23 protein-coding genes and 1 pseudogene are annotated in these 26,757 nt (G+C 68.3%); 7 read left to right on the forward strand and 17 right to left on the reverse strand.

The annotated features are described in order from the left end of the window. The first annotated feature begins 74 nt into the window (after positions 1–74). Together ACQP2E_RS27970 and ACQP2E_RS27975 are read left to right on the forward strand one after the other, a co-directional pair. Positions 75–224 carry a DUF72 domain-containing protein gene (locus tag ACQP2E_RS27970; RefSeq protein WP_433825933.1) on the forward strand — a complete coding sequence of 50 codons (150 nt, stop codon included), beginning with the start codon at positions 75–77 and terminating at the stop codon, positions 222–224. Between the two features lie 103 nt (positions 225–327). Continuing rightward, on the forward strand, positions 328–741 hold the full coding sequence (locus ACQP2E_RS27975; RefSeq protein ID WP_433825934.1) for a CBS domain-containing protein: 414 nt from the start codon (positions 328–330) through the stop codon (positions 739–741). Between the two features lie 334 nt (positions 742–1,075). On the opposite strand, the gene ACQP2E_RS27980 is transcribed toward ACQP2E_RS27975, so the two are convergent. The 15 genes and pseudogenes from ACQP2E_RS27980 to ACQP2E_RS28050 form a co-directional block, all read right to left on the reverse strand. Then, positions 1,076–1,309: a hypothetical protein gene (locus ACQP2E_RS27980; RefSeq protein ID WP_433825935.1), complete on the reverse strand. Its 234-nt coding sequence runs from the start codon at positions 1,307–1,309 to the stop codon at positions 1,076–1,078. A gap of 75 nt (positions 1,310–1,384) precedes the next feature. After that, a complete protein-coding gene (locus ACQP2E_RS27985) occupies positions 1,385–2,221 on the reverse strand; it encodes an ABC transporter permease subunit (RefSeq protein ID WP_433825936.1) in 837 nt (278 codons plus the stop codon). Next, positions 2,218–3,174, reverse strand: a complete 957-nt coding sequence (locus ACQP2E_RS27990) for an ABC transporter ATP-binding protein (RefSeq protein ID WP_433825937.1) — start codon at positions 3,172–3,174, stop codon at positions 2,218–2,220. Before ACQP2E_RS27990 ends, ACQP2E_RS27985 begins: the two co-directional genes overlap by 4 nt. 133 nt (positions 3,175–3,307) lie before the next feature. Beyond that, positions 3,308–5,854 (reverse strand): FtsX-like permease family protein, encoded by a 2,547-nt coding sequence (locus ACQP2E_RS27995; protein ID WP_433825938.1) that lies wholly within the window; start codon positions 5,852–5,854, stop codon positions 3,308–3,310. A gap of 3 nt (positions 5,855–5,857) precedes the next feature. Further along, positions 5,858–6,598, reverse strand: coding sequence for an ABC transporter ATP-binding protein (locus tag ACQP2E_RS28000; protein WP_433825939.1), 741 nt, complete (start codon positions 6,596–6,598; stop codon positions 5,858–5,860). Further along, positions 6,595–6,834, reverse strand: coding sequence for a hypothetical protein (locus ACQP2E_RS28005; protein WP_433825940.1), 240 nt, complete (start codon positions 6,832–6,834; stop codon positions 6,595–6,597). The genes ACQP2E_RS28000 and ACQP2E_RS28005 overlap by 4 nt, the downstream gene beginning before the upstream one ends. Before the next feature lie 137 nt (positions 6,835–6,971). After that, positions 6,972–7,196: a hypothetical protein gene (locus ACQP2E_RS28010; RefSeq protein WP_433825941.1), complete on the reverse strand. Its 225-nt coding sequence runs from the start codon at positions 7,194–7,196 to the stop codon at positions 6,972–6,974. Between the two features lie 66 nt (positions 7,197–7,262). After that, a complete protein-coding gene (locus ACQP2E_RS28015; RefSeq protein WP_433825942.1) occupies positions 7,263–7,967 on the reverse strand; it encodes an alpha/beta fold hydrolase in 705 nt (234 codons plus the stop codon). A gap of 12 nt (positions 7,968–7,979) precedes the next feature. Continuing rightward, positions 7,980–8,933 (reverse strand): alpha/beta hydrolase, encoded by a 954-nt coding sequence (locus tag ACQP2E_RS28020; protein WP_433825943.1) that lies wholly within the window; start codon positions 8,931–8,933, stop codon positions 7,980–7,982. A gap of 27 nt (positions 8,934–8,960) precedes the next feature. Then, complete coding sequence (locus tag ACQP2E_RS28025) at positions 8,961–9,422, reverse strand: RidA family protein (RefSeq protein ID WP_433825944.1); 462 nt, start codon at positions 9,420–9,422, stop codon at positions 8,961–8,963. Between the two features lie 118 nt (positions 9,423–9,540). Continuing rightward, the gene (locus tag ACQP2E_RS28030) at positions 9,541–10,806 is read right to left on the reverse strand and encodes a helix-turn-helix domain-containing protein (protein WP_433825945.1); all 1,266 of its coding nucleotides are present in this window, start codon (positions 10,804–10,806) and stop codon (positions 9,541–9,543) included. A gap of 165 nt (positions 10,807–10,971) precedes the next feature. Continuing rightward, a complete protein-coding gene (locus ACQP2E_RS28035; RefSeq protein ID WP_433834286.1) occupies positions 10,972–11,289 on the reverse strand; it encodes a hypothetical protein in 318 nt (105 codons plus the stop codon). Between the two features lie 124 nt (positions 11,290–11,413). Then, positions 11,414–11,521 (reverse strand): annotated as a pseudogene (locus ACQP2E_RS28040) (ATP-binding cassette domain-containing protein); the annotation flags it as partial. Positions 11,522–11,659: 138 nt separating this feature from the next. Then, positions 11,660–12,469 carry a MerR family transcriptional regulator gene (locus tag ACQP2E_RS28045; RefSeq protein ID WP_433825946.1) on the reverse strand — a complete coding sequence of 270 codons (810 nt, stop codon included), beginning with the start codon at positions 12,467–12,469 and terminating at the stop codon, positions 11,660–11,662. A 33-nt stretch (positions 12,470–12,502) separates the two neighbouring features. Then, positions 12,503–13,753 (reverse strand): serine hydrolase domain-containing protein, encoded by a 1,251-nt coding sequence (locus ACQP2E_RS28050; RefSeq protein WP_433825947.1) that lies wholly within the window; start codon positions 13,751–13,753, stop codon positions 12,503–12,505. Positions 13,754–13,907: 154 nt separating this feature from the next. On the opposite strand from ACQP2E_RS28050, the gene ACQP2E_RS28055 reads away from it, so the two are divergent. Both ACQP2E_RS28055 and ACQP2E_RS28060 read left to right on the forward strand, forming a co-directional pair. Continuing rightward, on the forward strand, positions 13,908–14,744 hold the full coding sequence (locus ACQP2E_RS28055) for a helix-turn-helix transcriptional regulator (protein WP_433825948.1): 837 nt from the start codon (positions 13,908–13,910) through the stop codon (positions 14,742–14,744). A 176-nt stretch (positions 14,745–14,920) separates the two neighbouring features. Next, complete coding sequence (locus ACQP2E_RS28060; RefSeq protein ID WP_433825949.1) at positions 14,921–16,192, forward strand: serine hydrolase domain-containing protein; 1,272 nt, start codon at positions 14,921–14,923, stop codon at positions 16,190–16,192. Positions 16,193–17,336: 1,144 nt separating this feature from the next. On the opposite strand, the gene ACQP2E_RS28065 is transcribed toward ACQP2E_RS28060, so the two are convergent. Next, positions 17,337–20,048, reverse strand: a complete 2,712-nt coding sequence (locus ACQP2E_RS28065) for a hypothetical protein (protein WP_433825950.1) — start codon at positions 20,046–20,048, stop codon at positions 17,337–17,339. 558 nt (positions 20,049–20,606) lie between these two features. On the opposite strand from ACQP2E_RS28065, the gene ACQP2E_RS28070 reads away from it, so the two are divergent. After that, positions 20,607–20,813 carry an MMPL family transporter gene (locus tag ACQP2E_RS28070; protein ID WP_433825951.1) on the forward strand — a complete coding sequence of 69 codons (207 nt, stop codon included), beginning with the start codon at positions 20,607–20,609 and terminating at the stop codon, positions 20,811–20,813. Positions 20,814–21,086: 273 nt separating this feature from the next. Here ACQP2E_RS28070 and ACQP2E_RS28075 read toward each other — a convergent pair whose 3' ends face one another. Beyond that, positions 21,087–21,602, reverse strand: a complete 516-nt coding sequence (locus ACQP2E_RS28075; protein WP_433825952.1) for a hypothetical protein — start codon at positions 21,600–21,602, stop codon at positions 21,087–21,089. A 789-nt stretch (positions 21,603–22,391) separates the two neighbouring features. Between ACQP2E_RS28075 and ACQP2E_RS28080 the strand changes: the two genes are divergently transcribed. Next, positions 22,392–23,099 carry a hypothetical protein gene (locus tag ACQP2E_RS28080; protein WP_433825953.1) on the forward strand — a complete coding sequence of 236 codons (708 nt, stop codon included), beginning with the start codon at positions 22,392–22,394 and terminating at the stop codon, positions 23,097–23,099. A 667-nt stretch (positions 23,100–23,766) separates the two neighbouring features. Beyond that, the gene (locus ACQP2E_RS28085; RefSeq protein ID WP_433825954.1) at positions 23,767–26,754 is read left to right on the forward strand and encodes a CHAT domain-containing protein; all 2,988 of its coding nucleotides are present in this window, start codon (positions 23,767–23,769) and stop codon (positions 26,752–26,754) included. Positions 26,755–26,757 lie beyond the last annotated feature (3 nt).

Raw genomic sequence — 26,757 nt, forward strand, 5'->3', positions numbered from 1 at the left:
AGCCCGCGTATTTGTTAGTCCTGGACCTGGTTGGACGCCGGGCCGAAGCCGGCGACGTTCGCCAGCTTCTACCGGTGGCGTACTGCGTGAACAGCCTCGCCTGGTGGGCCGACCGGATCCGGGAGTGGAACGGCCAGGGCCGAGAGGTCTACGTCTCCTTCAACAACGACGGTGAGGGCAACGCCGTCCGCGACGCGGAGACTCTCCGGCACCTTCTCACCTGAACGAGGCCGTCACCGGTCGGCGATAACCGATCGGCATCGGCGAATGATCCGGGCCGTCCCGGGTACGCCCCAGGTAGAGCGATTTAGGGAAGGGAGCTGCATCATGACCACCGCACGCGACATTATGACTCCCGACGTCACCTGTGTCGGAGAAAAGGAAAGCCTGGGCGACGCGGCCAGGAAGATGGCCGATCTCCGGGTTGGTTCGCTGCCGATATGCGGCGAGGACAACCGGCTCAAGGGCATGGTCACCGACCGCGACATCGTGGTGAAAGCCGTCGCGGCCGGCCGCAACCCCGCCGACGTGAGCGCCGGCGAGCTCGGCACCGGGAAACCTGTCACGATCGGCGCTGACGACGACGTAGCCGAGATCCTGCGCACCATGGCCGAGCACCAGGTCCGGCGGCTGCCGGTGATCGACGGCCACCAGCTGGTCGGCATCGTCGCGGTGGCGGACGTCGCCCGCGCGCTGCCCGACCGCCCGGTCGGCGACCTGATCGACGCGCTCAGCGAATAACCCTGTCATCACCGTGATTCTGTTCCCCGGCGTCGGCGAGTGAGCTGCCGGCGCCGGCAGCTGCGTCGCAGGGAGTGATGTGAAACGCCGTCATGGGCTCTCCGGCGTGAGCATCGCTGCCTTCATCGATGAGTCCGCTCCGCGCGGGCGGGGCTCCGCCGGCAATGTCCACGAGCCCGGCATTCGTGACCTGTATGCCGTGATACTCCGATCCGCTGAAACCGACGCTGACGGTAGACCCGTCGCCCTCAGCGGCCAGATGAGGATGCCGGTTGCGTTGATGAACCGACGATCAGGCGTCACTGAGTGAGCTGAACTGGATACCAGCCAGCCGCTAGCCTTCCGGCAGTTCGACCCAGGTCTGACTGACGCGGACCGCCAATGTCATCTCCTGCTCGCGCCAAATCGAGTGACCACGCTGGACGCACCGAATGATCGCCGCGTGACCGTAGAAGCACACCTCTCCGTCGCTGCTCTCCAGGCTCGTGTAGGCGAACTCGGCGAACTTGCCGAGCCATTGAAGCTTGTCGAGCACGAAGCCCTGTTCCCCCAATCGACCGGAAGTCATCGGTCAACAACCCGTCCAGCGAATCGAGGTCGCGGTGGACCGCACACCGCTCCCGAGCGGACTCCGCCGACAGCTTCAGGCGTCCCTTCGCCGAAGCAGCACGCCGGCCACAGCAAGCACGGCAGCCACCCACGCGAGCATGACCCCATATCCCGCCCAGGGGGACAGCGCGGTGCTGCTCGATGCTGTGACCACCGATCCGGCGTCCCCGGCGAGCAGCACCCGGCTGCCGGCGCTGGCCGGCAGGTAGGCGCCGAGCGTCTGGAGCGGTTCCCACGGGACCAGCGCCAGGGCGTTCTCCAATACCAGCAGCAGAGCCAGCACGATCACGATCCCGCCCGCCGAGCTGCGCACGATCGTCCCGATGCCGAACGCCAGGGCTGTCGCGGCGGCGAGGTAGAGCGGCACGCCGAGCATGATTCGGGCGTCCTGCTCGCGGGACAGATCGATCGACAGGCCCGTCTCGTCGAACCATGGGGCACTGCTGGCCCACGCCAGCGCGATGCCGACGAGGGAGGCGACGACGACCGCGGCAAGTGTGACGAGCAGCTTGCCGGCCAGAGCCGGTATACGGGCGGGGGCCGCGGCGAAGGTCGATCGGATCTGCCCCGTACCGTATTCCCCGGTGATGGCAAGGACACCCAGGGTGCAGAACGCGAGCTGGGTCAACGCGACTCCCGAGGTCACGTAGACAGCGCCCACCATGCCCGGCTGGCCGGCCAGCTCGGGGACCTGGGCGATGCTCACCATCCTCGACACGGCGAAGGCCGGGATGACGAGCACTCCGAGCGCCAGGATCCACCAACTCGACCGCACGGTACGAAATTTGATCCATTCGGCGATGACGAGCCGGGGAAGGGTCGACGGGTGCACTCGTACCCGATGATTCGCAGGCGCGGTCGTGGCGGTCATCGTGCGTCTCCTGTCGTGGCGCGGGCGCCCGCCGGGGCATCTGAAGGAGCAGCCGAGCGGTACTCGACTTCGGTGGCGGTCAGCTCCATGTAGGCGTCCTCCAGGGAGACCTCCACGGGGGTGAGCTCGTGCAGCACGAGTCCGGCAGCGGCGGCGAGGGCGGCGATCTGCGGGGCGGTGCTCCCCGTGACGTCGAGGGCGTCAGGCTCCGTGAACGTGACGCTGATGTCGGGTCGGGTACAGAGCAGGGCACGAAGCTGCGCGGCCATGGGCGTCCGGACGCGGACGCTTGCCCCGTGCGCCCGCGACACGATGTCACTGACCGGGGCGTCGGCGATCACTCGTCCGCGCCCCAGGACGATCAGGTGGTCCGCCGTCAGCGCCATCTCGCTCATGAGGTGCGAGGACAGCATTACGGTTCGGCCCTGCGCGGCGAGCGCGCGCAGCAACTGACGTACCCACAGCACGCCCTCGGGATCCAGCCCGTTGACCGGTTCGTCGAGGATGAGGGTGTGCGGGTCGCCGAGCAGCGCGGCGGCGATGCCGAGGCGCTGTCCCATGCCGAGTGAGAAGGTGCCCGCACGTTTGCGTGCGGCGGCGCCCAGGCCGGTGGCGTCGATGACTTCGTCAACGCGCCGCCGAGGAATGCCGTGGGTCGCTGCCTGGGCGAGTAGGTGGGCGCAGGCGGAGCGCCCCTTGTGCAGAGCTTTCGCGTCGAGCAGGGCGCCGACTTCGCCGAGTGGGGCGCGGTGCTGAGCGTAAGGCTTGCCGTTGACGGTGACCGAGCCGGCGGTCGGCCGGTCCAGGCCGACCATCATCCGCATCGTCGTGGACTTCCCGGCGCCGTTGGGTCCGAGGAACCCGGTGACCCTTCCCGCGCGAACGGTGAAGGAGATTCCGTCTACGGCCACCTTCTCCCCGTACTTCTTCGTCAGGCCGACGGCCTCGATCATGATTCCTCCTGGTTCGGTGTCGCATGTGTCAGGGCGATCGGGACGCCGGTACATGCCTGATGGGTCATGGTTCGGCCTGTTCGAGAACAGAGCTCGGGACACCGGGCTTGGCGACTGGTCCTCCCCGTGCCGGTCATGGTCGGGCCAGCGCCGCGGCGGGTGGCGTGCGCAGTGCCTGGCGGGTCGGCATTTCGGTGGTGAGGAAGGCGAGACCGACCACCGTGGCCGCGATGACCGGGAGCAGCCACAGCGGCCCGGCCGGCCACGGCCGGCCGAGGAAGGCAACGCCGAGCAGGCCGAGCGGCACGGCACAGACCGCCAGCGCGCCGACGAGTGCGCCCGCGCACACGATCGCCGTCTCCCACCTCATCACCGCGAGCACCTGACGAGGGGTGGTACCGACCAGCCGCAGGGTTGCGATGTCCGTACGGCGCTGCGCGGTGGCTGCCACGAGGCGGTTGGCGATGCTGAGCAGCAGGTAAGCCAGCAGCACCGTGACGACGGCGAGATTGACCCACACCTCGGGTGGTGTCTGCTGCCCGATGCCGGTTCCCTCCTCGACGCGTCGCAGGACGAGGCCCGGTGCCGAGGTGAGCGCCGTGAGCCCGCGCTGGGCCTGGGGGCTTCCGTCGGTGCGCACCAGGATGCTCTGGTCGAGTGCGGCCGAGTGCCCGGCGGTCAGGTCGCGTGACAGCACCACCGGGCCGAAGCCGAGAGTGCGTGCATAGATGGCGACGACTCGTGCCTCGACGGGAACGCCGTCACCCAGCGCCAGCGCCACGACCTCACCCACCGCGGCTCCGCGAGCCCGCGCGGCGTCCTCTCCGAGTGCGATCGTGCTCCCGGAAAGCCCGTCGAGGCTGCCCTCGCGTACATCGAGGTCTATCAGTTCGGGAGCTTCCGGGGTGAGCACCATCGCGCTCGCCGCCGAGATCTCCTGCTCTCCGAAGAGCCGCTGGCTCCATACGACGGTGGTGGTGGAGACGGGTGCGGCGGAGCGTACGCCCGGCGTCGTGCGGACGTCTTCGATCAGGCCGACGGGCAGACCACCGAACTGTGGGGCGCTGATGCTCAGCTGGGCCAGGGTCCCGTCGTCCACCTGCCGGGCTGTCGCGGAGATGACGGTGGTCTGGGCGAGCACGTAGGTGAGGGCGAACACGACGGCCATTGCGAGGCTGGCGACTGTGCCGGCGATGCGCAGCGGGTGCCCCTGGATGCCCGTGACAGCAAGCCACCGTGGTGCGCTGACATCCCGTGGGAGCAATCGGGCCAACTGGCCGGCCGCCGGGCCGACGAGGGCCGGGCCGGACAGGGCGAGACCGATGGCCGCGAGGATTCCCGCCATCGAGGTGCCAGCGGCACCGACCGGACTGGGCGCGAGCAGCGGAGCAACGGAGAGCGTGGTCGCGGCGGCGATGAGCAGCAATCCGACGCGTGCCCGGGTGGCCGAGGGCGTACGCGCCTCACTGGCCGACTCGGCGACGGCCTCCACAGCGGGCATCCGGGAGGTACGCCATGCGGCGGCGCGCGCTGCGATCTGCACCACAGCGCCCAGCAGCAGCAGGGCCAGCAGCGCTGGCAATGGGCTGACACTCAGCGGCAGAGCCGCGGGCAACAGCCCGCCGTCTACGAGCAGCTCACGGAACTGCTGGGCGACCGGGTAGCCAAGCGCCGCGCCGGGCGCGGCGGCGACCGCGGCGATGGCGCTCGCCTCTGCGGCGGCTAGCCGCCGGACCTGCTGCGGCGTGGCACCGATGGCCCGTAGTAGGGCGAGTTCACGACGCCGGCCGGCGATCCACACGGTGAGCGCCCCGGCGACGGCGAAGCCGACGACGAGCAGGGTGACGCCGGCGAGGGATCCCGCGATCAGCAACAGCACCGATCGTGCTGCGCCCGAACCGGGGGCGACGGCGTTGCCGAGGTCCCCGCGGGCGAGGACTGTGAGGCCGCCGGGTGCGTTTCGCAGGTGCTCCTGCACGGCAGCATGCACCGCTGATTCACGGCCGGAGGCGACCCGCAGCCCGACGAGGTCGACGGTGTCTGCGCGTACTCCGTACGTGCGTGCGGCGAGGGCGAGTGCCGTCGTGTCGTCGACGTACAGGCTGGCGTCGGGTGAGTCGATGTGAGCGGACACGCGGTAGGTGCCGGAGCGGCCGGCCACCACGACCGTCACGCGGTCGCCCAGGTCGGCACCGGCGGCCACGGCGAGGTCCGTGCCCAACGCGACCTCACCCGGACCGGCGGGTGCCGAGCCCTTGACCCGGGCGCTGTCGAGCAGGACTGTCGAGGACCAGCCGTGTCCGGCGTCGCTCGGGTTCTCGACGCCGGGGATGACCCGGCCGCGAGCGTCGACGACGGCAGCGGGGAAGCTGACGTCGCCGACGGCGGCGGTGACACCGGGCACGGTGGCCAGCGCGTCGACGAGGTCGGCGGGCATGGTGGCCCGTTCCGGCAGGGTGACAGTCGAGAGCCCGAGCTCACCGGGGGGCGCGAGGCTCTGGGGCGCCGCGACGACCAGGTCGGCGCCGGCAAGGCGACCGGGGGGCACGTGAGAGCGCAGACCGGACTCCGCGAGCACGCCCGTCGTGGTCACCAGGGCGGTACCGCCGAGCACCGCGAGGGCGACGGCTATCAGGGCGGCGACGCGTCGGCCGGCCATACGCAGGGCGAGGACCAGCACGGATCAGCCCTGCCCGGCGGAGACCAGGGAGACGAGTTCCTCCGCCAGCTCGGCCGCCGTGGGTGCCAGCATCCGATCGACGACGCGGCCGTCGGCCATGACGAGGACCTCGTGAGCGCGAGCGGCCGCCGACGGGTCGTGGGTGACCATGACGACGGTCTGGCCGAGGTCCTCGACCAGGTCGCGCAGCAGTCCCAGCACCTGGTGCGCGCTGCGCAGGTCCAGGGCCCCGGTCGGTTCGTCGGCGAAGACGACCGCGGGTTTCGCCGCCAGTGCCCGCACGATGGCGGCGCGCTGTTGCTGCCCGCCGGACAGTTCGGCGGGGCGGTGACGCAGCCGGCCGTTGAGGCCCACCCGCTCGACCAGCGATGAGATCCAGGCGCGGTCGGGAGCGGTGCCGGCCAGTCGCAGCGGCAGCGTGATGTTGTCGGCGACGCTGAGCGACGGCACCAGGTTGTAGGACTGAAAGACGAAACCGATCCGCTCCCGTCGCAGCTCGGTGCGTCGCGTCTCGTCGAGCCGGCTGATCTCGGCCCCGTCGATGACGACGCTGCCGGCTGTCGGGGTGTCGAGCCCAGCGGCGCAGTGCATGAGCGTGCTCTTGCCCGAGCCCGACGGGCCCATGACAGCGAGGAAGGTGCCGCGTTTGACCGTGAGGCTGACATCGTCGAGTGCTGTGACGTCGTCGCCGTAGGTTCTGCTGACGCCGCTCAGGACGATGGCCGGGGTCTCGGCGGCGCTCATCGGCGGCGTACGCGGCGCGCGATGAGCAGCGCCGCGCAGCAGAGGGTGATGACGCCGGTGGCCAGCTGCACCGGCAGAGGCCAACCGGCGACCGAGGAAAGCGCGTTGAGAACGAGGGCCATGACCAGCGCCGACCACAGCAGAGCCGGCCGGCCGGCCGGCGCGGCCCTCGGAGGGCGGCCGGGCGCCGCCGGGACGTCGTCGCGGTGCTCGGGCAGGGCATAGGGATCTGTCATGGTTTCGTCCTCCGGTTCGTCGGCTGACGCGGTCGTCAGCGTGGATTGCTTCTCGGTGCGGTGGCAGGCGCGCGCCCCGCCTTCTGGTGAGGTCACCGCGGCGGGGCGCGGCCTGCGGCCGCCGGGACCGGGTCGGGTCAATCCCTGGCGCGGACGATGAGCTTGACGACCAGGTCCGGCCGTGACCCATTTCCGAGGAACCAGGAGGGAATCGTCTTCCACGCCGGTTCCCCGGAACCCTCGCTGAGCGCCGTGTCCCGGATCGGCCGCTGGGTGATGGCCATCAGCGCGGCATCCTTCTTGGACACGTCAGCGGCGAACGCCGTGCCGGTGAGAACGATGGCGGCGGCGAGCGCCGCCACTGTGGATATACGGACGCATGATGCTCTTCTTCGATCAGGTACGAAGAGGGGCCCGGACCCCGGATGTCAGACGATGGCGGTGGCGGCCTGCAGGATGATTCCGGCGACCGCGGCCGGTTCTGAGGTGGGGATGGCGTGTGAGGCGCCGGGCAGTTCCACGCGCTCACGGGCGCCGGCACGCTCGGCCATGAAGCGGTGGGCTTCGAGCGGGATGTTGTGGTCCAGCTCCGGGTACACGAACCAGGACGGCACGGTCTTCCAGGCCGGCTCGCCGGATCCCTCGTTGAGCGCCGTGGTGTTCAACGGGCGCTGCGCGGCGGCGTCGAGGGCGGCGCGCTCGGCCGGGACGTCGGCGATGAACTGCTGGTGGTATTTGTCCTGCCGGATGTACAGGTCCACGGTGCCGTCCGGAAGCGGCACCTCGGTGAGGGTGTCGCCGAGGGTTCCGCCGGGAAACTTGCCGGACAGTTCGCCGATGCTCTCGCCTGCCTGCGGTGCGAAGGCGGCGACGAACACGAGTGCCTTGACGTGGTCGTGGCCGACGGCGGCGTTGGACATGACCGCGCCGCCGTAGGAGTGGCCGACGAGCACGATCGGCCCGTCGATGGTGGCCAGGACGCTGGAGACGACGGCGGCGTCACCGGACAGGCTGCGCAGCGGGTTGGGCGCGGCGATCACCGGGTAACCGTCGGTGAGCAGACGCCGGGTCACCTCGTTCCAGCTGGCGGACTCGGCGAACGCGCCGTGGACGAGAACGATCGTGGGTTTCATGGCAGTGCCCTTTCAGTGGGTCGACAGGACGGTGGACAGGAAGTCGGCGGCCTGGCGGATCGCGCCTTCGGCCGCATGGGTGTCGCGCAGCGCGTTGAGCATCACGAAGTCGTGGATGACGCCCTGGTAGCGCACCGCGGTGACGGGCACGCCGGCCTGGCGCAGTTTCTCGGCGTACGCCTCGCCCTCGTCACGCAGGACGTCGGCCTCGGCGACGATCACCAGGGCCGGCGGCAGTCCGGTGAGCTGCTCGACGGTGGCGCGCAACGGCGAGGCGGTGATCTCGGCCCGCTGGGCGGCATTGGTGGTGTACTGGTCCCAGAACCACCGCATGGCGTCACGGCGCAGGAAGTAGCCCTCGGCGAACTGCTCGTACGAGCCGGTGTCGAAATTCGCGTCGGTGACCGGATAGAACAGCACCTGCCCGGCAAGGGACACGTCACCGTGCTGCTTGGCGGTCAGTGTCAGGGCAATGGCCATGTTGCCGCCGACCGAGTCCCCGGCGACCGCGATGCGGGCCGGGTCGAGTCCGTGGTTGGCGCCGTGGGCGAGGACCCACCGGAGGGCGGCGTAGTTCTCCTGGATGGCGATCGGGTACGCGGCCTCGGGCGAGAGGCTGTAGTCGGGGAACACCACGGCGGCGCCGACGCGGACGGCGAGTTCCCGGGCGAGGCGGTCGTGGGTGTGATCGTTACCGAACACCCACCCGGCGCCGTGGATGTAGAACACCACTGGCAGCTGGCCGGTGACGCCGGTGGGCCGGAACACGGTCACCGACACGGATCCGGTCGGCCCACCGGGGATGGTGAGCGTCTCCTTGTCGGTGCCCGGCACGTCGACAGCGGGACTTTGCACCGCGTCGACGGCCTTGCGGCCCTCGGCGGGCGGGATCTGGAACAGGTACGGCGGAGCAGCGGTCGCCTCGGCGAAGGCCTGCGCGGCCGATTCCAGTACGGGCTTGTTCATGGCATTGCTCCGGTTCGTTGTCTGAGGTCAGGGCGTGATCTCTACGTGGAGTTCCACCTCGACCGGGCTGTCCAGAGGCAGTACCGCCACACCGACGGCCGAGCGGGCATGGATCCCGGCCGGGCCGAAAACGTCATGCAGGAAGGTGGAGGCGCCATTGAGGACCTGAGCCTGACCGGTGAAGGACGGCAGCGACGCAACGAACCCGATCACCTTGACGACCCGGACCACCGCGTCGATGCCGACCAGTGCGTCGACCGCCGCCAGGGCATTCAAGGCGGCGGTACGTGCCAGGTCTGCTGCCTGCGCGACATCGACGCTGTCACCGACCTTGCCGGTGACCGGCAGTGTCCCGCCCACGAAGGGCAACTGACCGGAGGTGTAGACGTACATGCCGGAACGGATCGCCGGCGTGTAGCCGCCGACCGGTGTGGCGACATACGGCAGTGTGATGCCGAGTTCGATGAGCCGGTCGTTCCAGATTCCCATGCTGTGCGCCTCTCGTGTGGCGGGCGGGCCGCTCTGCTGCGCCCGTCATCGATCTCACCCGGGCCGGGGGCCGTGGAACACGCGTAACCACATGCAGAAGTGCTTCCGCATGTGCAGATCAGCCGGCGAGCGAACGACGCCCGCCTGCCGGCTCCTCTTCGGCGAGCCGTTCCCGGGCGAACAAACGGATCAGGTTGTGGAAGCGGTACCGCCCGTCGACATGGGCTTGCAGGAGGCTCAGTTCCACGAGCTCGTCGAGGGCGTCCTCGATGCCGTCCGGGTCCGCCGGATCGAGTGATGCCGCGATCCGTGCGTCGAAGTCCGAACCGGGCGCCAGCGACAACCGGCGGAACAGACGCCTGGCCTGTGGGGACAGCTGCGCATACGAAAGATTGAAGGCGGCAGCGATCCGCAGGTCCCCGGCGATGAGCTGGTCGAGGCGCCGCCGTTCGCTGGTCAGCCGGTCGGCCAGATGCCGCACTGTCCATCGCGGCCGGCTCATCAGCCGGTTGCCGGCGATACGCAGCGCCAGGGGCAGCCGGCCGCACAATTCGGACACCTCATCCACCGCGTCGGGCTCCCGGTCGCCGATGATGCGCCGTAGCAGTGTCGCCGCGTCGTCGGCCGGGAGTTGCGGGAGGTTGAGCCGGTGGACGCCCTCGAGTCCGGCCAGCAGCCGGCGACTGGTGATGACGGTCAGAGAGGGTCCGGGACCGGGCAGCAGCGGCCGGACCTGCGACTCGTCCGCGACGTTGTCGAATACGACGAGCACTTGCCGGTGCAGCAGTGACTCCCGGTACATGCCCGCACGGTCCATCTCAGCAGCGGGGATCTCGTCGTCTCGGACGCCGAGCGCACTGAGCAGGCGGGCGAGGGCTTCTGTGGCAGGTGCCGGGCGGGTGTCCATTCCCCGGAGGTCGATGAAGAGTGTCCCTCCGGGGAATGCTGTGCCGAGCAGGTGAGCCGCCTGCACGGCCAGCGTGGTCTTGCCGGCCCCGGCGGTGCCGGACACGGTCACCACCGGCGCGACTGCCGGTGCCGGTCCGGCCGAGTTCGCCACCTGGGTCAGCTGTGCCAGCTCCCGGACACGGCCGGTGAAATCGGGTACCGGGCGCGGTAAGGCACAGCAGCCGGGCGGCACGGCCGCCGTGACTTTGGGACGCCCTGCTCTGGCTGCGGCGAGAAAGGCCGGTTGCTCAGTCTCGGGCAATGCCAGCGCCTCGGCCAGCGCCTGGACGGTACGCCGTTGCGGTGCGACGCTGCGTTCGCGTTCCATGTCGCTGATCGCGCGGGCGCTGACTCCCGACCGCTCGGCCAGTTGCTCCATCGTCAGCCCGGCCGTGTGCCGGTGTTCTCGCAGCCGCCGACCGAACGTGTCACTCATCGATCAGGCGTGCCGTTCTCCGCCGAGCGGGCTCACACACGTCGCATCCTCTCGTCCCCGTAGCGTCGAACGCTGGCATGGGGTGCACCGTCCTGCCAGGGATGGTCAGTCCCTGGCAGGACGATGGCGCTGGAGTACGCGCAGGTCATGGGCGACACGAGGCACTCAGGTGGCAGGAACGGCGACGTCCGGGTTTGCGACGGCGACGATGCCGGCCGGCTCGACGTACCAGGAATCGAAGTCGCACGGCGCCGAGAGGCCACCGAACCAGCCGGCCGCCTGGCCGGTGGGTGCCGGTGTCGTCAGTTCGTCCTCGATGAAGTGGACCTTCACCTCGCTGGTGCCGGCGGGTAGCTCGGCGGCCTCGGCCGGCCAGCCCAGCCACAGAACGGAGGCGGTGATCAGAGCGGTGACGGCGGTGATTCCCCAGATCAGGATGGGGCTGAGCCGGAATTTCGCGGAGGTGGCAGCGTGCGTGTTCATCGCGTGATCCTTTGATAAATGTTTGTCGATATACATGAATCGCCTCCACGTCGAGCAGCGCACCGACCGACCGCAGCGGCGCCTCCAGATCCCGGTACGGCCGGCCGTCGATCAAGCACTGTCCGGACGCCGGCCGGTACAGGCCGACCATCATCCGTATCGTCGTGGACTTACCCGCGCCGTTCGGACCGATGAACCCGTTGACGACACCCGGCCCCAGCCGGAACGACACATTCTCGACCGCGGCGACACCACCGTGGGTTGGTCAGTTCATGGACTTCGATCACGGGAATGACGCTACGGACGCCACGGCCTTCAGCCATCCGACCGCGGTGCCCTCTACCGCTGGTACCGCGGTACCACACGACCGCTATCGATCGGCGCGGCAGATCGGCGCGCTGAACTCCACGCCGTCCTCGTGGCTAAGGTGACGCAGTCGCCCGATGTCCAGGAAGGCATCACCGATCGGGTGGGCGAGCAACCGGCTGATCGCCGTGCAGTACTTCGCCATCGAGTGACGGCCCGGCATGGTGATCGACAATTCGTCGCCGCCGCTGTACTCCTGCGCCTCGACGTCCGCGGGCACGGCAGCCAGCATCGTGGCGTCGCCGACGACCGGGATCTGCACCAGCCAGAAGGCACCTTCCCGGGCGAGGGCGGCCCTCGGAGCCAAAATCCGCCAGGGCCGGCCGGCCGGCGTAGCGCCGCACGACTCCACCACCTTGATCAGGTCCCCGGTCGCGGCGGTCAGGGTTTTCTCGGCCAGGTCCCAATTCTGCCGGTCGTGCCCGAGCGGGGTGACCGGTGCCGGTCTCGACACCACGGTCATCGCAGGTACGCGGCACACGCACGGTTCCGGCTGTGCCTCAAGCAGGTCCCGGGCGGTCCGGATCGCCTCGTCCTGTTCTTCACGTTGTCGCTGGACCTGCTTGGCGTGCTCCCGCAACAGAGCGGGTGCGGCGTCCGGTTCGTCACGAGCCCTCTTAACCTGCTGGACGCCCAGACCGGCCTGCCGGAGGACGGTGATCAGCATGGCCTGCTCGACCTGATCGAAGGTGTACGAGCGGTATCCGGTCTGCTCGTCGACCCGGGCGGGGACGAGCAGACCTTCGGCGTGGTAGTACCGCAGTGTCTGCGCGGACAGGTGCGTCATCTCGCTGAAGTCTTTGATCGACAACATGGTTCCAGCGTGGCCCTTACAGCGGGCACAAGGTCAAGCCGGGCCTATTCCTTGACCGCGCGTCCGGCCCTTTGTGGAGTCGGGTCGCTGCGGCATCTCGCCGAGCACGGTGACGAACAGCGCTTCACGCAACGCCACCTCACGCGGGTCGTCCCACAGGTGGAAACCGAGCCGGTTCATGGCGTAGGCGAATCCGATTCCCGTATCCGGATCGGCGAAGCCGAACGATCCACCCAGGCCCATCGTGCCGAACGCTGTACCCGAGGCGGACCCGAACCGGAACGCGGGGAACGGCTTGACATACCCCAGCGAGTACTGGGTGGGCAGGCGCAACACCTGATCGGCGAGTCCCCGGGACGGCGGCTGCGCCGGGTTCTTCAAGGCGTCGAGCGTCGACGCGGTGAGCCCCAGATCGGCGCCACCGGCCGCGGCGTCACCGTAGAGCCGTGCGATCGATCGCACCTCCCCGACACCGTTGACCGCCGGAATCTCCGCGGCCTGTACATCGGGACGGTTGATGTTCTCGGGGACTCCGAGCACCCTCGGGTTCTGGAACGCGCGGGCGGTCAAACTCCGCGGGTTCGCGAACGCCCATGCGAAAGCCGGCGGCATCGCGCTGATGTGCAGCATCATCTCCCAGGTCCGGAAGCCGTGGATTCGGGCGATGCGGCTGCGGTCGGCGCTTTCCGGCAGGCCGATGTGGAATTCGAGGGCCAGTGGCGCGGCCACCTCCTCGGCGAAGAACCGCCCCAGGTGACGGCCTTGCGGGTCGATCCGGCTGACGAGTTCGCTCTCGTACCAGCCGAGCGTCTGGCCGTGATACCCGTGCCGCTCACCCGGCGTCCATGCCGGTCGCTGCTCCGCCAGCGCCGCGGCCAGCGTCGCCGAGCCGGACAGGTCGGGCAGATCAAGCGGACGGTCGATCACCGGCAAACCGGCCTGATGGGAGAGCAACTGACGCACCGTGACATCGGCCTTGCCGGCGGCGGCGAACTCGGGCCAGTAGGCGGCCACACGCTCGTCATAGTCCAGCAGACCGCGGGCGTGCAGCACCGCGACCGCCGTCGACGACACACCCTTGCTCGTCGAGAAGACCGGCACCATCGTGTCGCGCTGCCACGGCTCGCGTGCCACCCCGTCGCGGTAGCCGCCCCACAGGTCGACAACCTTGCGGCCGTCGCGATAGATCACGCAGGCGGCGCCGACCTCCTGGCCCTGCGCGAAGTTGCGCCGGAACGCATCAGCCACCGGGCCGTAGCCCTGCTCCACATCACCATGAACCATGGCCGACGGCACTTGAACCCTGAGAACCAACTCGATCTCTCCTCATCCGCAAGACACCGAACAGTGCCAGGAGGCGCAGGCCCCTACCAGGGATTGGCAATCCCTGGCATGCGGGCACAACGGCAGGTCAGAGACCGCGTCGTACGATCACGAGGTGAATCGCGAAGAGTTGGCAGACTTTCTGCGGCACCGCCGGGCGGCCCTCACTCCCGCTCACCACACCACTCGCCGAACCCGCGGGCTACGGCGCGAAGAGGTCGCCGAACGCGCCTACATCTCGATTGACTACTACACCCGGCTCGAACAGCGGCGCGGGCCACGACCATCACCCGAGGTGGCGTCGGCGCTCTCCCGGGCGCTGGACCTGACCATCGACGAGCGCGACCACCTGTTCCACCTGATCGGCCACAACCCGCCCCAGCAGACCACGGACCTCGACCTGATCGATCCAGGCCTGCGCCGAGTGCTGCACGCGCTCGACGGCAATCCCGCGATGATCATGTCGAACCTGGCCCACACCCTGGTACAGAACCCGTTGGCCCTGGAGTTCTTCGGCGACCAGACCCACTTCACGGGGCTGAACCGAAGCGGCTACTTCCGGTGGTTCATGATGCCGCAGGAACGCAGCTGTTATCCCGCGGACATCCACGCCGGCCAGAGCGCGACTTACGCCGCCGCTGTCCGGGCAGCGGCAGACCTGGAACCCGATCCCGCCGAAGGCCAGCAGATGATCGCGACGCTGCTGGCCGAAAGCGCCGAGTTCCGCGAGTTGTGGGACAACCACGATGTGCGGCTCTGCCGTCAGGAGACCACGTCGCTGCTGCATCCGACCGCAGGGCGAGTCGACTTCGACTGCGAGGTTGTCTTCAGCCACGGCCGTCGGCAGCGGATGCTCGTCTTCACCGCCCGCGACGGGAAGGACCTGCGAAACCTGGTGCCGGCCGGCCGGACGGGCGGCCGTGCGGGATCAGCTGTCGTTGGCCGTTCGTGACATCCGCCCGCTGCCGGACTGCGAAGGGACTGAGCAGTCCTTCGGGCGGCTGGTTGATCGGCAGGCCGGTCGCTTCGAACTCCAGCGGCCGTGCCGTGGCTTGGTACAGCAGGCACTACCGAAACCGGGGAGCCAGCTGCAATGACGACGAACCCATATTTCGCAACGATCAATGCATGACGACGGACATCACCACAGCGAAGGCCATGCGCCACCTGCGGAAGACAGCAATCGTGCTGACCACTGCTGTCGCGCTCACCGGCTCAGGCGCCGCCGCCGCGGCCGCTGAGACGCCCTTGGGTACCGGCGCCTACGGCACCTCCGGAAGCGGTCCGACAATGCGCGATGTCGCGCGGCTGGTGCTGGCCGCCGGGGCTCCCGGCTATGTCGCTCGCATCGACGACGGCCGGCGCGTCTCAGCGACGGCCGCCGGGGTTGCCGACCGGGCGACCGGGCGACCACTCACGGCGCGGGACCAATTCGAAATCGGCAGCAACACGAAGACGTTCACCGCGGTCCTGGCCCTGCAGCTGATCGACCGTCGCCAGCTGCAGCTGGACGCACCGATCGAGAAATATTTGCCCGGCCTGGTGCCGAACGGGCGGAACATCACGGTCCGGATGCTGCTCAGTCACACCAGCGGCCTGTTCAGCTACACAGCTGACGCGGACTTCTTCGCCTCAGTCAATGCGAACCCGCAGCATGTCCACACTGAGCAGGAACTGCTGGACGTGGCCTTCCGGCACGAGCCGAACTTCGCTCCGGGCAAGGGCTGGTCCTACTCCAACACGAACTACACCGTGCTGGGAGTGCTCCTGCGGAAGCTGACCGGCAAAAGCCTGCCCGTGCTTGTCCAGCAGCGCATCACCGGACCGCTCGGGTTGAAGCACACCTACTTCGCCGACCCGCGGGCGACGAACACCGGCGTGGGCTATGCCCACGGGTACTCAGTCAGGTTCGCCGGCCCGGAACCGATCTACACCGACATCTCCAACCGGCCGCTCGGCGGGTTCGCCGGTGCCGCCGGCGCGATCATCTCCACTCCCGGGGAACTGTCCCGCTTCTTCTCGTCGCTGCTGAGCGGAGAGCTGATCTCACCGCGGCAGCTCAAGGAGATGAAGACAACGGTGGCTCTGCCGGAAACGTTCGGCAAGGGCGGATACGGGCTGGGGCTCATGCGCATCGACTCGCCGTGCGGGAGCGTCTGGGGCCACGGCGGTGACACTCTGGGACATCACAGCACCGCCGTGACGACTGGCAACGGCCGCCGCAGCGCTGTCAGCAACACCACCGCCAACCTCGGCGACGGCACCCCCAACGAGGGCGTGAACCGGTTCATACAGGTCGTTACCGCGGCCGACACGGTGACCATCTGTCACATGCTCGGCAGATCGGCTCCGGGCGAAGTCATCAAGGCTCTGCACGGCGGCAGCATGACAACGAGCTAGTGCGCTGACCGGAACGTTGGCCGGGTTGAGTCAGGCCGCGTGGGCGGCGAGTCGACCCCATCGATGTTGGCGTCCGCTGCGGACGCAGGCTCGTTTCGCCTTGAACGGCACCCCGATGTCCGCTACGCAGCCAGCATCTCCTTCATGACGCGGGCTGATGCCGGGTGGACTGGACGGGATCAGCCGGGACACCGCCCCGGAGGCCGGTGCTGACGGGCGGACCCCGCACACTGAAGACACGTATCGCCACGCCAGGCCGGCACCGATCAACCGGCTTCGTCCTGTCGCGGAGGTGTCGGGGTATCTACAAAGGAGCACGCTCACGCTGGTTGTTCGTGCTTCCAGCCATGAGGTTCGGCACGTCGAGATTGATCACGCAAGTTATGAACGCCCTGCTTAAACGGCGGCCGCTCCCGGCGCGAGCCCGATTCATATGAAGACTACGGATCAACGCCGAGTAGACGACCGACAAGATCGCATGCGAACCCGTGACAACCGTACGCGCGTACGTGCAAAAACACGTGTCACGCCGCCGCGAAAGCATCGATGCGTGAAAATGAAAAAGGTCAGCTGAGCTGGCCTTTTTACAACGTCGAGCTGACAGGATTTGAACCTGCGACCCCTTGACCCCCAGTCGCATTACAATTCGATTAAGCAGTGCCAGCAAGTGTCAATACATACGTAAAAGTGGACAGAACGGCACCGCCATGCCGTCCCATTTCGTCCAATCCTGGAGAAGTTGATCTTCGCTGTGACCAGGCGTGTGACCACGGAAAATCAAGTGCGCTGCCTGCCATTCACTCCGAGGCCGTTTATCGACGAGAACGAAGAGCCTTTGATATCGCGCCGTGCGCGAGGAGTCATGGGCCTGCCAGAGCCTGCGGACACTAGATAGCATCATACGAATGGGCGGGGCCGCAAAAGCCGACCACTTGACAGCTTATGAGAGGCTCGTCCCTCCCCACAAGAAATCGCGGAGTTCGAAGTTCCGCACCTTGCTTCCAAATTCGATACTACCCGCCACCAATCCGCTGCGACGATTCCACGCGCCTTTCCCGTCCGAAGAACACCACGAGCTGTCATCTCCCGCGAAGCGCATTCACGCCGACTTGCGTGCCGTGCGGATTGAACCGCTGTTCCGGCGTCAGGACACGGCGCTGGATAGATGGAAGACCTGGACCGCCTCAGACGGCATCTCGGCAGCCCACCCTAGCGAGACACCGGCCATGAGCTGTGCCGTCGGTTCCTGGGTGTGCTCCGCGTAGTCACGGATGGACACCGCGATGCCCGCCGCCTCCAGCATGTGCCATGTCCCTTCGTTGTCGAGAGGGAAGGGGTCACGCACGAGTAAAGGCAGCAGGGCGGTGTCGCAGACGATGCACGTCGGAGGCACCTGTTCCAATCCCAGATCGTCGGTGGTCAACGACAGGCCGGAGTACTTCGGCGATGCACTGGTCGTGCCGGTCACAGGGTCTGCGACATCCAGCGCCAGAGCGGCCTGCCACGAGTTAAGGATCAGGACGAGCGGCTTATGGTCGGCGAAGCCCTGCAGCACCTGGCGAACCTGATCTTCGTCCGCCGCCTTGGACACCCGGCCGGCGAGAAGGCTTTCCAGAATGAAGCGGTTCTCGCCGGCGGCCATGCCGTTTGCGACATCAGTAGCCAGCTCCGCCGGTTCAAACATGTGCCCCGGCAAGGTGACGAAGTATTGGCGGGGAACCAGGGTGTTGATGGAGTAGTTGCGCGGCTCCTCCTGCATGGGCGCCCCTGTCACATGTGGGAGGAGATCAGCGAGGCGGAACGGGTTCTCCTGCAGCGATCGCGGGACAGCCTCGACGAATTTCTGGATCCTGACCTGCTCGAGCGGCTTACGGAGGATTTCGTCGCGTTGCGCCGCCTTGCCGGTTTCGACGAGGCGGGTGAGGCGCTCCGTCACTGCACTCAGGCCCGGCCGCGCCAGGCTCGGGAAGTGACGCAGCGATTCCTCAGCGAGCGGGACGGCACCGAGAAGCATGGTGGCCTGTTCGTGGTCCTCGCCGACCGGGGACTGCGGCAGGGTCATCCCTTTCCGCTCGGCCATGACGAGGGCGGCTGCTGCGAGGTGACCGTCGAAAGTCATGACGTGGAAGGTGAGCGGCTCCTTGATCGCTATCTCCCAGTTCTGCCAGCTTGGGCGACGGCACCCGACAGCGTCCGCGTAGGCCTGCCAGATCAGATGACCGGGCACTAGGTCGGCGAGAGTCTCGGCGAAGTGGACCAGCCGCGACGCATCTGAATCGCTTCTCTTCGCGGACAAGAACGTCCAGGCGAGAAGAGCGAGCAGCACCGTCGCCTTGCCGTCGGACGCAGCACGCCGCTCGGCACTCGTCGTAAAGAAGGTCCGTGACGTCTCGAAGTATGGCAGCAGCTTGTCGAATGCCTTCGGATCACGCGCGTCGATACAGGCCTTAAGTGACTCCCCGAATGTCTCGGCGGCGAACTCTCGCAGTACTTCCCCCAGTTCGGCGTCATCGGAGCTGACCGCGCGAAAGTACAAGCTCGTCAGGTTCTGCATACTGACCGCGACGTAGTCCAACGGCAACGGATCGCGTGCTTCGATGGCACACCGCACATGGGTCGGGTAGAGCCACAGGAAATCCCGTAAGGCGCTGAGATCACCCGCTTTGAGGGCGGTCCGGCACAGGGAGTAGCTGTGATCCGCGGCCAGCGTCAGGCCACGCGATCCCAAGGTACGAATGGCCACCTCCGTAATCTCGCGGATGTTGATCTGGAGCCATTGCCAGTGCGGCCCGTACGACCGGAAACGCAGTCCCACGTCCAGGTCCCGGTTACCGGCCGCGGACAGGAGCGCGGAGAACAGCGCCTCGTGCGCGTCCAAGCCCTTTGCGAGCGCCCCGGTGACCCCGGTGCCGGCCGCGACGAGCATGCTGTCCTTCAACGTGATCAATTCATCCTTGATCGCATTCTCGGCATCACTGCCCCCGCTCCCCGCGGCGGGCCGGATGTCGACGCATCTTCTCAACAGCGCGGCGGCCCTCTTCGTCAGCGCCGCACTGACCGGCTCGGCGGTCACCAGGGTGAACAGCCGGTCTCCCGCCACGACACGTGCACCCAGCCCACATTCGATCCGAAGGAACGGGTCGACCGCATTCATAGCGGCCTCCTGCGGCGCCGAATCTCCCGGGTGAGGCATCGACGCTTTGAAGCCGGGCGGCGGAACGAGCCGCAGAATTTCCACGGCGGCCGACTTCAGCCCGGCGCTGTCGAGATCGTCGAGGTATTTGTCGTCGTCCAGCTCCAGCAGCGGGGTCTCGTGGGCTCCCACCGGAGTCTGCGCGTAGCGGGCAACAGGTGATGCGGTGGGGAACATCTCGTCGAGCCGTGCGTTCGCCATCGACATCAGGCGCAGCTCGTGCAGGCCCCCGCCGATCTTGTCCCGGAGCACGGTCAGCGCGGCGGCTCGTGCTCCCTCAGCGTTCAGGAAGTAGGCGGCTACACGAAAGTACGAGAATCCGATGAAGACGACCGTCGCCACGAAGCAGAAGATGAAACAGATTAGGACACCGGCCGCGCCGCCGATCCAGGTGGCGACCACACCCAACGCCACGTTCGTCGCCCCGGCGTAGAGCAGCAGGCCTCGGAAGAGGGTCAGCCGGAAAAGCACTTCCCGGCTGCTGCTGATGGCGATGGGCGGAGTGCCCGCCAGCTGAATGATCAGTGCTAGTCCGGCGAACGCGATCGCGGCGATCGACGTCTGCACCTGCCACGCCAGGCCCAGAACTTCCGTCGGGTCCTTCGGTGCCCATTCGGGCAACACCGTGGGGCCTAGCACGCGGAGAATGATCGCGCAGGACATGACTACTACGGCAACACTGATCCCGAGCCACGGCGACTGGAGCACTCGCTCGGCCCGCACCTCGCTCGCCACGCGACGGTAAGGATTGCTCCGCCTGAGTTCACCGGCCAGCCAACCCGCGTCCTCCCGTTGCGGCGACCCGAAATGCTCTCGCTTCTCAGGCTCGACCTAGGTGCCGACGAAGCGTAACGGTCGCTCCGGGCCAGCACAGCGGGAGCGGTGCCTGTGTCGCCTGGCAAGGTGCAGCGTGGCCGGAAGGCCGACGATGTCGACCTCCCGGCCACGCTCATGTACGAACCGTCAGCTGGGCAGGGTTTCCTCCTCCGGGGCGGGGCAGTTGGTGGCGATGCAGTCGACCCGTTGGGCGTTGGCGTTGTTGCCCCAGGACCACAACGTGCCGTTCGTGCGAAACGAGCGATTGTGATGCCGACCGATATCTCATTCATCGTGCAGTTTCTGCTGGTCCTGATCGGCCTCGGTGTGGGCATCGACTAGGCCCAGCTAATCGGCACCCGCTGGCGCGAGGAGTTCGACCGCGACGCCGACCCGGCCGAGGCTGTGCACCGCTCGATGGCCTCCGAAGGCCGCTCGGTGTTCTTCTCCGGCGTCACCGTCACGGTCAGCCTGGCCGCCCTGATCGCCCTGCCGGTCCCGTTCCTGCGCGGCGTCGCCTTTGCTGGCCCACTCATCCCGGTCATCAGCGTGCTGGCCGCGCTGACCCTGCTGCTCGCGCTTCTCCTCACGACCGGACGACGGCTGAACTGACCGCACCGGCGTACGACTGATCCGGAGATTCGGCTGTGGCGCCGGATCGGCACCGCAGCGGTGCGGTACCGCTGGTGGGCGGGCCGCCGGAGCCACGCTGCTGCTGCTGGCGCTGGCCGCGCCGGTGCTCACGAGCCGGCTCGGGCAGCCGACGAACGCCTCGCTTGCGTCAACCGGCGGCGCCGCCGGAGCGGCGATCACCCGACTGAGCGACTCGCGGGGTCGAGGCTTTCGTGCCCGGTGTGGTTTGAGTGGAAGCCCAAGCGACCCTGGTCACCGCCCTCCGGTAGCGGCTACCGCGGCGGAGGACTGGATCCGTTTCTGGATGTGCGTGGTCACGTCGTCGGCCAGTCTCCTGGCCAGGATGTCCCTGGCGTCCCGCAGCAGACGGGCGCTCTCCTCCTCCGCTGCGGCCTCGCGGGCCTGGAGCTTCTGGATTTCGGAGCCGAGCTCCCCGAACCGCCGACGGTACTCGACCTCGGCGCTTCCGGAGACCGCGTTGTGCAGCAGCGCCTCCTGCACAATGGTGAACTCCGAGACGGCGGCCGCGCGCTCGCCGCCAGCTTCCCGGATCTCGGCGACCGCTGACTGGAACGCGGCGCCGAGACCGACCCGGTCCAAAACGGCGTCGGTGTCGGCGCACTCCATGACTTCGTCCCAGAACGGCAGCCGCGTCGTCAGGAGACCCAACCGGAACCGATAGCGATCGAGGCGGCCCGGCGCGGCGAGGACATCGGCGGCCAGGCCGGTGTCGTCGAGATCGCCCATCAGGTCGCGCAGAATCTCCATTTCGAACACCCGACGACGTTCGGCCGACACGCCTTCGTCGGCCGTCCGCTGCGCCTTGCGGGCGAGTTTGATCGCGACGATCGCGCGAGCAGGCCACCCAGTCCGAACAGCGTGCTGGCACTGCCTATGACCACGTTCGCCCAGTCGCATTACAATTCGGTTAAGCACTGCCAGCCTATGTTTAAATGTACACGAGAACGGACAGAAAGGCACCGCCGTGCCGCCCGATTTCACCCAATTCAGCGGAAGTTGATCAACGCTGTGACCACGGCCAATCAAGTGCGGTATGTGCCATTCTATACATTGGTATTCTCAGAACGACAGAGAGCCACGCCGTAGCTCTCATGGACACTGAATTCGGAATCGAGTCTTACAAGGTCTTCGCTGCATGGCACAGTTCACAGGCGGCGTTGCGGGGCTGGGCACTTGACAACCCATGAGAGGCGCGCTTCTCCCCTCCGCCGTTAGAACCGGCGACCGCAAACCGCACCTTCCATTAGAAACAATACTCTGCGCCATTCGCTTTCTCATTCGACCTGCCAGGGCATCCTCCTGGCTTCCTCCGGCATCGCGACCACCCCGCGGGACCGGTCGAGGGACGCTGAAACGGCAAGCGCTGACTCCTGCTGGCGTTGCCCTTGTTCGCCATCTGAGCGCCCTCGCGGATGCGGTGGCCTGCACGGCGACCGGCCGCATCTCATGTCCGCCCGACCGGTGGAACTTCAAGCATCAGCATGCAACCGGGCGAGACCATGTCAGGCTGGCATTTCATCGGCCGAGGAGGTACGCGTGTTTCCAGACGTCCGGCTGTTCCACGACCCGTACGAAGGTCTCGAGTCCCAACTCGCGGAGCTGCTTGGCATGGCGCGCGTTGTTCCCCCGCTGATCGAAGCCGACCGTCAGCGGCGCTGGGACGAGATCGGCTCCCGGCCCGCCGGGCCGGACAGCGACGACATGATCTCCGTCTATGAGCGGGAGGCCGGGCCCACGGAGGGCTACGGGCATGCCCGCTACGATCACGCTATCTACGCGGCCGTGGCCATCACGGCGTGGGAACTGTTCCGAGACTGCGTGACGCGCATGCTCCGCGAGTCGGCGTTGAAGGTAAACGTGGCCGGTCACCCGCTGCTCGCCAAAATCGTCGACGACGAAAAGAAGCAATGGGACCGCAACTTCTCGAAGGTGGAGACCCGCCTCAAAGAACACACCGGCGTCGATGTCACGAAAGACGCCTCGTGGCGGGCTGTGCGTCACGTCCAGCAGCTGAGGAATGCGCTGGTGCATAACATCGGGCTCTACACGGCGCCGTACCTGAGAACGCCCGGAGCTATCCGACCGAGTGTCGAGGACCTCCTGGGCGCCCGCGTTCCAGCGGATGAAGACTTGGTCGACAACGTGGTCATCCCGCTCTCCGCCGATCTGATGGCTCAGATCGTCGACCAGATGCTGGCCGCGGCCCGTTTCGTTCAGGACACGCTCGGCAACCAGTCCGTCTGAGCTGGTCGGCACCGGCCGGCGGTGTCTGCTGGATCGGATCGGGCGGGCATCCAGACATTCCTTGACCGAAGTCGTCGGCCGAGTCTCGCTTGGAGCTAACGCCGTTCGAAGTGTCACCAAGGGGTTACCCGCCCGCAGCTGCGTCCGTTCCGGCTCTGCGTCAGTCTGCTCAGTTGACGGCGCTGACGGCGAATCCCACGGCGGTGACTGCCGCCCCGTGCCGACGCAGACACCACCGATACGACCACAGTCGTGCCCTCCGTCGAGCCGACCATCGCCCCCGCTCCGGAGCCGTTCCCCTCAGCCGCGGAGGAGCCGACCGAGACGACCGACGCCCCCGCCGTCCGGTCCGACCGATGACACCACGACTCCGGACCTACACTCAGGCGACGAAGTACCTCGACAGTAAGAAGCCGCTCAACGGCGGATTCGCGACCAACGCTGTAACCTTCTCTGCTCAGCACGGTCAACGTCTCGGTCGGACACCCGTAGAAGGTATCGCTGGAACTGGACGGCTTCGTCAACCTGTGGATGACCTGCTCAAGCCGAGGCGTCAAGACCGACGATTCGCGCAGCACGCGAAGTTCCCTCGGCGACCCCGTCGTCACGCAGTAGGCAGCGGCTCCGGCGGCTTCGGCGCGGCGACCACGCCGATACGATCGGTCCTATGGCCGAGCCAACCGTGCCGCCCGATCGGGACAGGCTCGTGGCCGGCGTGCGGGACCGGCTCCGCCGTTACATCGCCGGCGACGACGAGGCGGTGTTCGGCCCGCAGGCTCTGATCGACGTGGGCGCGCTGCTGGCCAGCATCGACCAAATCACCGACGACCTCCCGGCAGCCTGGTACGCCGGCCAGCTGCTGTGGGTGCGCAGTCTCTCCCTGCCCGAGGACCAAGACCACATCGCCCTGATCCCGGCCCTGGCGTTGCTCGCCCCGGTGTGGCAGCAGAAGCCGGACGACGTACCGAAGCCGATAGCGGAGTTCCTCGCCACCGCGGGGCCGGACACGACGAAGCCCGCCGACGCCTGGCACGGACCGGCTCTCGCCCTCGCCGACCTGGTGCGCCGTACCCGGGACGCAGCGACGGCGACCGTCGTGGTGGAACTGGTCCGCAAGGCGGTGGCGGCGACCGCGCGCGACGACCCGGAACGCGGTGAGTGCCTGGCGAACCTGGCGGTCGCCCTCCAGACCCGGTTCGAGCTGACGGGCGCACCCGCGGATCTGGCGGAGTCGATCGGACTCGGCCGGCGTGCCCTCGCCGCCTTCCCACCCGGCGACGTCCGCCGGATCGCCCCGATGGCAACGCTTGCGGTGGCCCTGCGCCGCCGGTTCGGACTCACCGGCGCTCCCGCCGACATCGACGAGGCGGTCGACCTGGGCCGGCGGGCACTGGCCGCCACCCCGGCGGACCGGCCGGAACGGGAGGACTGGCTCACCAACACCGGCGTCGCCCTGCAGTACCGCTTCGGCTGGTCGGGACACCCGGAGGACATCGCTGCGGCCGTGGCTATGCAGCAGCAAGCGGTGACGCAGACGGAGCACGGCCATCCGCGCCGTGGCTCCCGGCTGGTCAACCTGGCCGCGGCGCTGCTCACCCGGTTCGAGGCGACCAGCGCGATGGCGGATCTGGAATTGGCGATCGAGGCCTGCCGGGCGGCCGACGCCGACGATGCCCGGGTCCGCGCCGCGCTGGGCACGACCTTGTGCGGTGCGCTGCGGCTGCGGTTCCGCTACACGGGGCGGTCAGCTGACCTGGACGAGGCCGTCGGGCAAGGCGAGTGGGCGGTGGCAGCCGTACCACCCGGGCATCCCGACCGGGCCGGGGTGCTGACCGACCTCGCCCTGGCCCGGCATGCCCGGTTTCACCGGCAGACCTCGCCCGGGGACCTGGATCAGGCCGTCGCGGAGCTGCGCGAGGCGATCGACAGCACCCCGCACGGCCATCCGGATCTGCCCGGACGCCTGTCTAACCTCTGTGATGCGCTGCTGACCAGGGCCGAGTCCGCGGGCAGCCGGACCGATCTGGACGCCGCGGTGGAGGCCGGGCGCCGGGCCGCCGCGTCCGACGGCCCGGCGATCCACCGGTCCAACCTCGGCAACGCCTTGCTCACCCGCTATGAGATGACGCACGACCGGACCGCCCTGGATCAAGCGGTCGAGGCCGGCCGGGAAGCGGTCGAGGCCTGCCCGCCTGGGACCCGGCACCGTGCCGCCTGCCTGACCAACCTGGCAGTCGCGTTACACACCCGCTTCTCGGTCACCGGCCGGACCACCGATCTCGGCCAGGCCATCGACCGCAACCGGGAGGCCGCCCACGAGGCCACCGGACGCATCGACATCCGGGTCCGCGCCGCCGCCCGGTGGGGCCACTGGTCGGCTGAGGCCGGTGACTGGCCGGCCGCCACCGCCGGGCTGGGCCAAGCTGTGCACCTGCTCCAGCAGGTCGCCCACGCCGATCTGCCCCGGGGCGATCAGGAGTTCGAGCTCGGACAGGTGGGCGGCCTCGGCAGTGACGCCGCCGCGTGCGCGCTGAACACCGGTGACCTGACCGCCGCCGTACGGCTGCTCGAACAGGGCCGGGCCATCGTGCTGAGCCGGGCTCTCGGCCGGCCCGGTAGCACACCGGACCGGTGGCCCGACGACACGGCTATGAGGGACCTGGCCGGTGAGGGTCCGATCGTGATGATCAACGTCAGTCGGATCCGCAGCGACGCGCTGCTGCTCACAAGGGACGGCATCCTGGTCGAGCCGCTGCTCGGTCTCTCCCCGGCAGCGGTTCGGGCACGCACCGAGTCCTTCCTGGTCACGGTGGCCGACGAGGACGCCTCCGGCGGGTTGTCGGCCCTCCTCGACTGGTTGACCACCACGATCACTGGGCCTGTGCTGCGCCGGCTCGAGCCGTTCCTCCGCCGGCCGGAGCCGCGACTCTGGTGGTGCCCGACCGGCTTGCTCTCCCTCTTGCCGGTCCACGCCGCCGCGCCGGCGGACTTCAGCCAGGTGGTCCCTTCCGTCACTCCGTCGCTGCGCGCGCTGGCTCATGCTCGTCGTCCCGCCGGCCCTGGCCCCAAGGCGGAGATCGCCGTGGTCGCCGCCCCGGACCGGCCGGGACAGCCCCCGTTGCCGGCCGCCGCCGCCGAGGCCGCCATGGTGGCTGGTAGCTTCCCCGGCGAGGTCACGCTGCTGGTGGGAGAGTCGGCGACCAGGACGGCCGTGCTGGCGGCGATACGCGGTCACCGCCGCATCCACCTGGCCTGTCACGCGGTGGCCGACCTGGACCATCCGTCGCAGAGCGCGCTCCTGCTCGCCGGGTCCCCGCTGACCGCGGCAGATCTCGGCAACCTGCAGCTGGCGGACGCCGATTCGGCGTTCCTCTCGGCGTGCGAGACGGCCCGGACCGGACCGGTGCTGAGTGACGAGGCCGTCCATTTGGCGTCGGCACTGCTCGTGGCCGGTTATCGCGAGGTCGTGGCGACACTGTGGCCGGTACCGGACCGGCCGGCTTTGCGGCTGAGCCGGGCGGTGTACGACGATCCGGCATCCCGTACTGGTGCCGTGTCAACAGCGGCGGCAGTGCACCGGGCCGTCGGCACACTGCGCCGGCGGTATCCGCTGAGCCCGTTCGCGTGGGCGAGCCAGGTGCATATCGGTCGCTGAGCG

The organism is Actinoplanes sp. CA-015351 (assembly GCF_050955685.1).
Taxonomy (GTDB): Bacteria; Actinomycetota; Actinomycetes; order Mycobacteriales; family Micromonosporaceae; genus Actinoplanes.

Coding starts and splice junctions, on each gene's coding strand:
- ACQP2E_RS27975 (WP_433825934.1), top strand. CDS start 328: ATGACCACCGCACGCGACATTATGACTCCCGACGTCACCTGTGTCGGA.
- ACQP2E_RS27980 (WP_433825935.1), bottom strand. CDS start 1,309: ATGACTTCCGGTCGATTGGGGGAACAGGGCTTCGTGCTCGACAAGCTT.
- ACQP2E_RS27985 (WP_433825936.1), bottom strand. CDS start 2,221: ATGACCGCCACGACCGCGCCTGCGAATCATCGGGTACGAGTGCACCCG.
- ACQP2E_RS27990 (WP_433825937.1), bottom strand. CDS start 3,174: ATGATCGAGGCCGTCGGCCTGACGAAGAAGTACGGGGAGAAGGTGGCC.
- ACQP2E_RS28000 (WP_433825939.1), bottom strand. CDS start 6,598: ATGAGCGCCGCCGAGACCCCGGCCATCGTCCTGAGCGGCGTCAGCAGA.
- ACQP2E_RS28005 (WP_433825940.1), bottom strand. CDS start 6,834: ATGACAGATCCCTATGCCCTGCCCGAGCACCGCGACGACGTCCCGGCG.
- ACQP2E_RS28015 (WP_433825942.1), bottom strand. CDS start 7,967: ATGAAACCCACGATCGTTCTCGTCCACGGCGCGTTCGCCGAGTCCGCC.
- ACQP2E_RS28020 (WP_433825943.1), bottom strand. CDS start 8,933: ATGAACAAGCCCGTACTGGAATCGGCCGCGCAGGCCTTCGCCGAGGCG.
- ACQP2E_RS28025 (WP_433825944.1), bottom strand. CDS start 9,422: ATGGGAATCTGGAACGACCGGCTCATCGAACTCGGCATCACACTGCCG.
- ACQP2E_RS28030 (WP_433825945.1), bottom strand. CDS start 10,806: ATGAGTGACACGTTCGGTCGGCGGCTGCGAGAACACCGGCACACGGCC.
- ACQP2E_RS28035 (WP_433834286.1), bottom strand. CDS start 11,289: ATGAACACGCACGCTGCCACCTCCGCGAAATTCCGGCTCAGCCCCATC.
- ACQP2E_RS28045 (WP_433825946.1), bottom strand. CDS start 12,469: ATGTTGTCGATCAAAGACTTCAGCGAGATGACGCACCTGTCCGCGCAG.
- ACQP2E_RS28050 (WP_433825947.1), bottom strand. CDS start 13,753: ATGGTTCATGGTGATGTGGAGCAGGGCTACGGCCCGGTGGCTGATGCG.
- ACQP2E_RS28060 (WP_433825949.1), top strand. CDS start 14,921: ATGACGACGGACATCACCACAGCGAAGGCCATGCGCCACCTGCGGAAG.
- ACQP2E_RS28065 (WP_433825950.1), bottom strand. CDS start 20,048: ATGTCCTGCGCGATCATTCTCCGCGTGCTAGGCCCCACGGTGTTGCCC.
- ACQP2E_RS28075 (WP_433825952.1), bottom strand. CDS start 21,602: ATGGAGATTCTGCGCGACCTGATGGGCGATCTCGACGACACCGGCCTG.
- ACQP2E_RS28085 (WP_433825954.1), top strand. CDS start 23,767: ATGGCCGAGCCAACCGTGCCGCCCGATCGGGACAGGCTCGTGGCCGGC.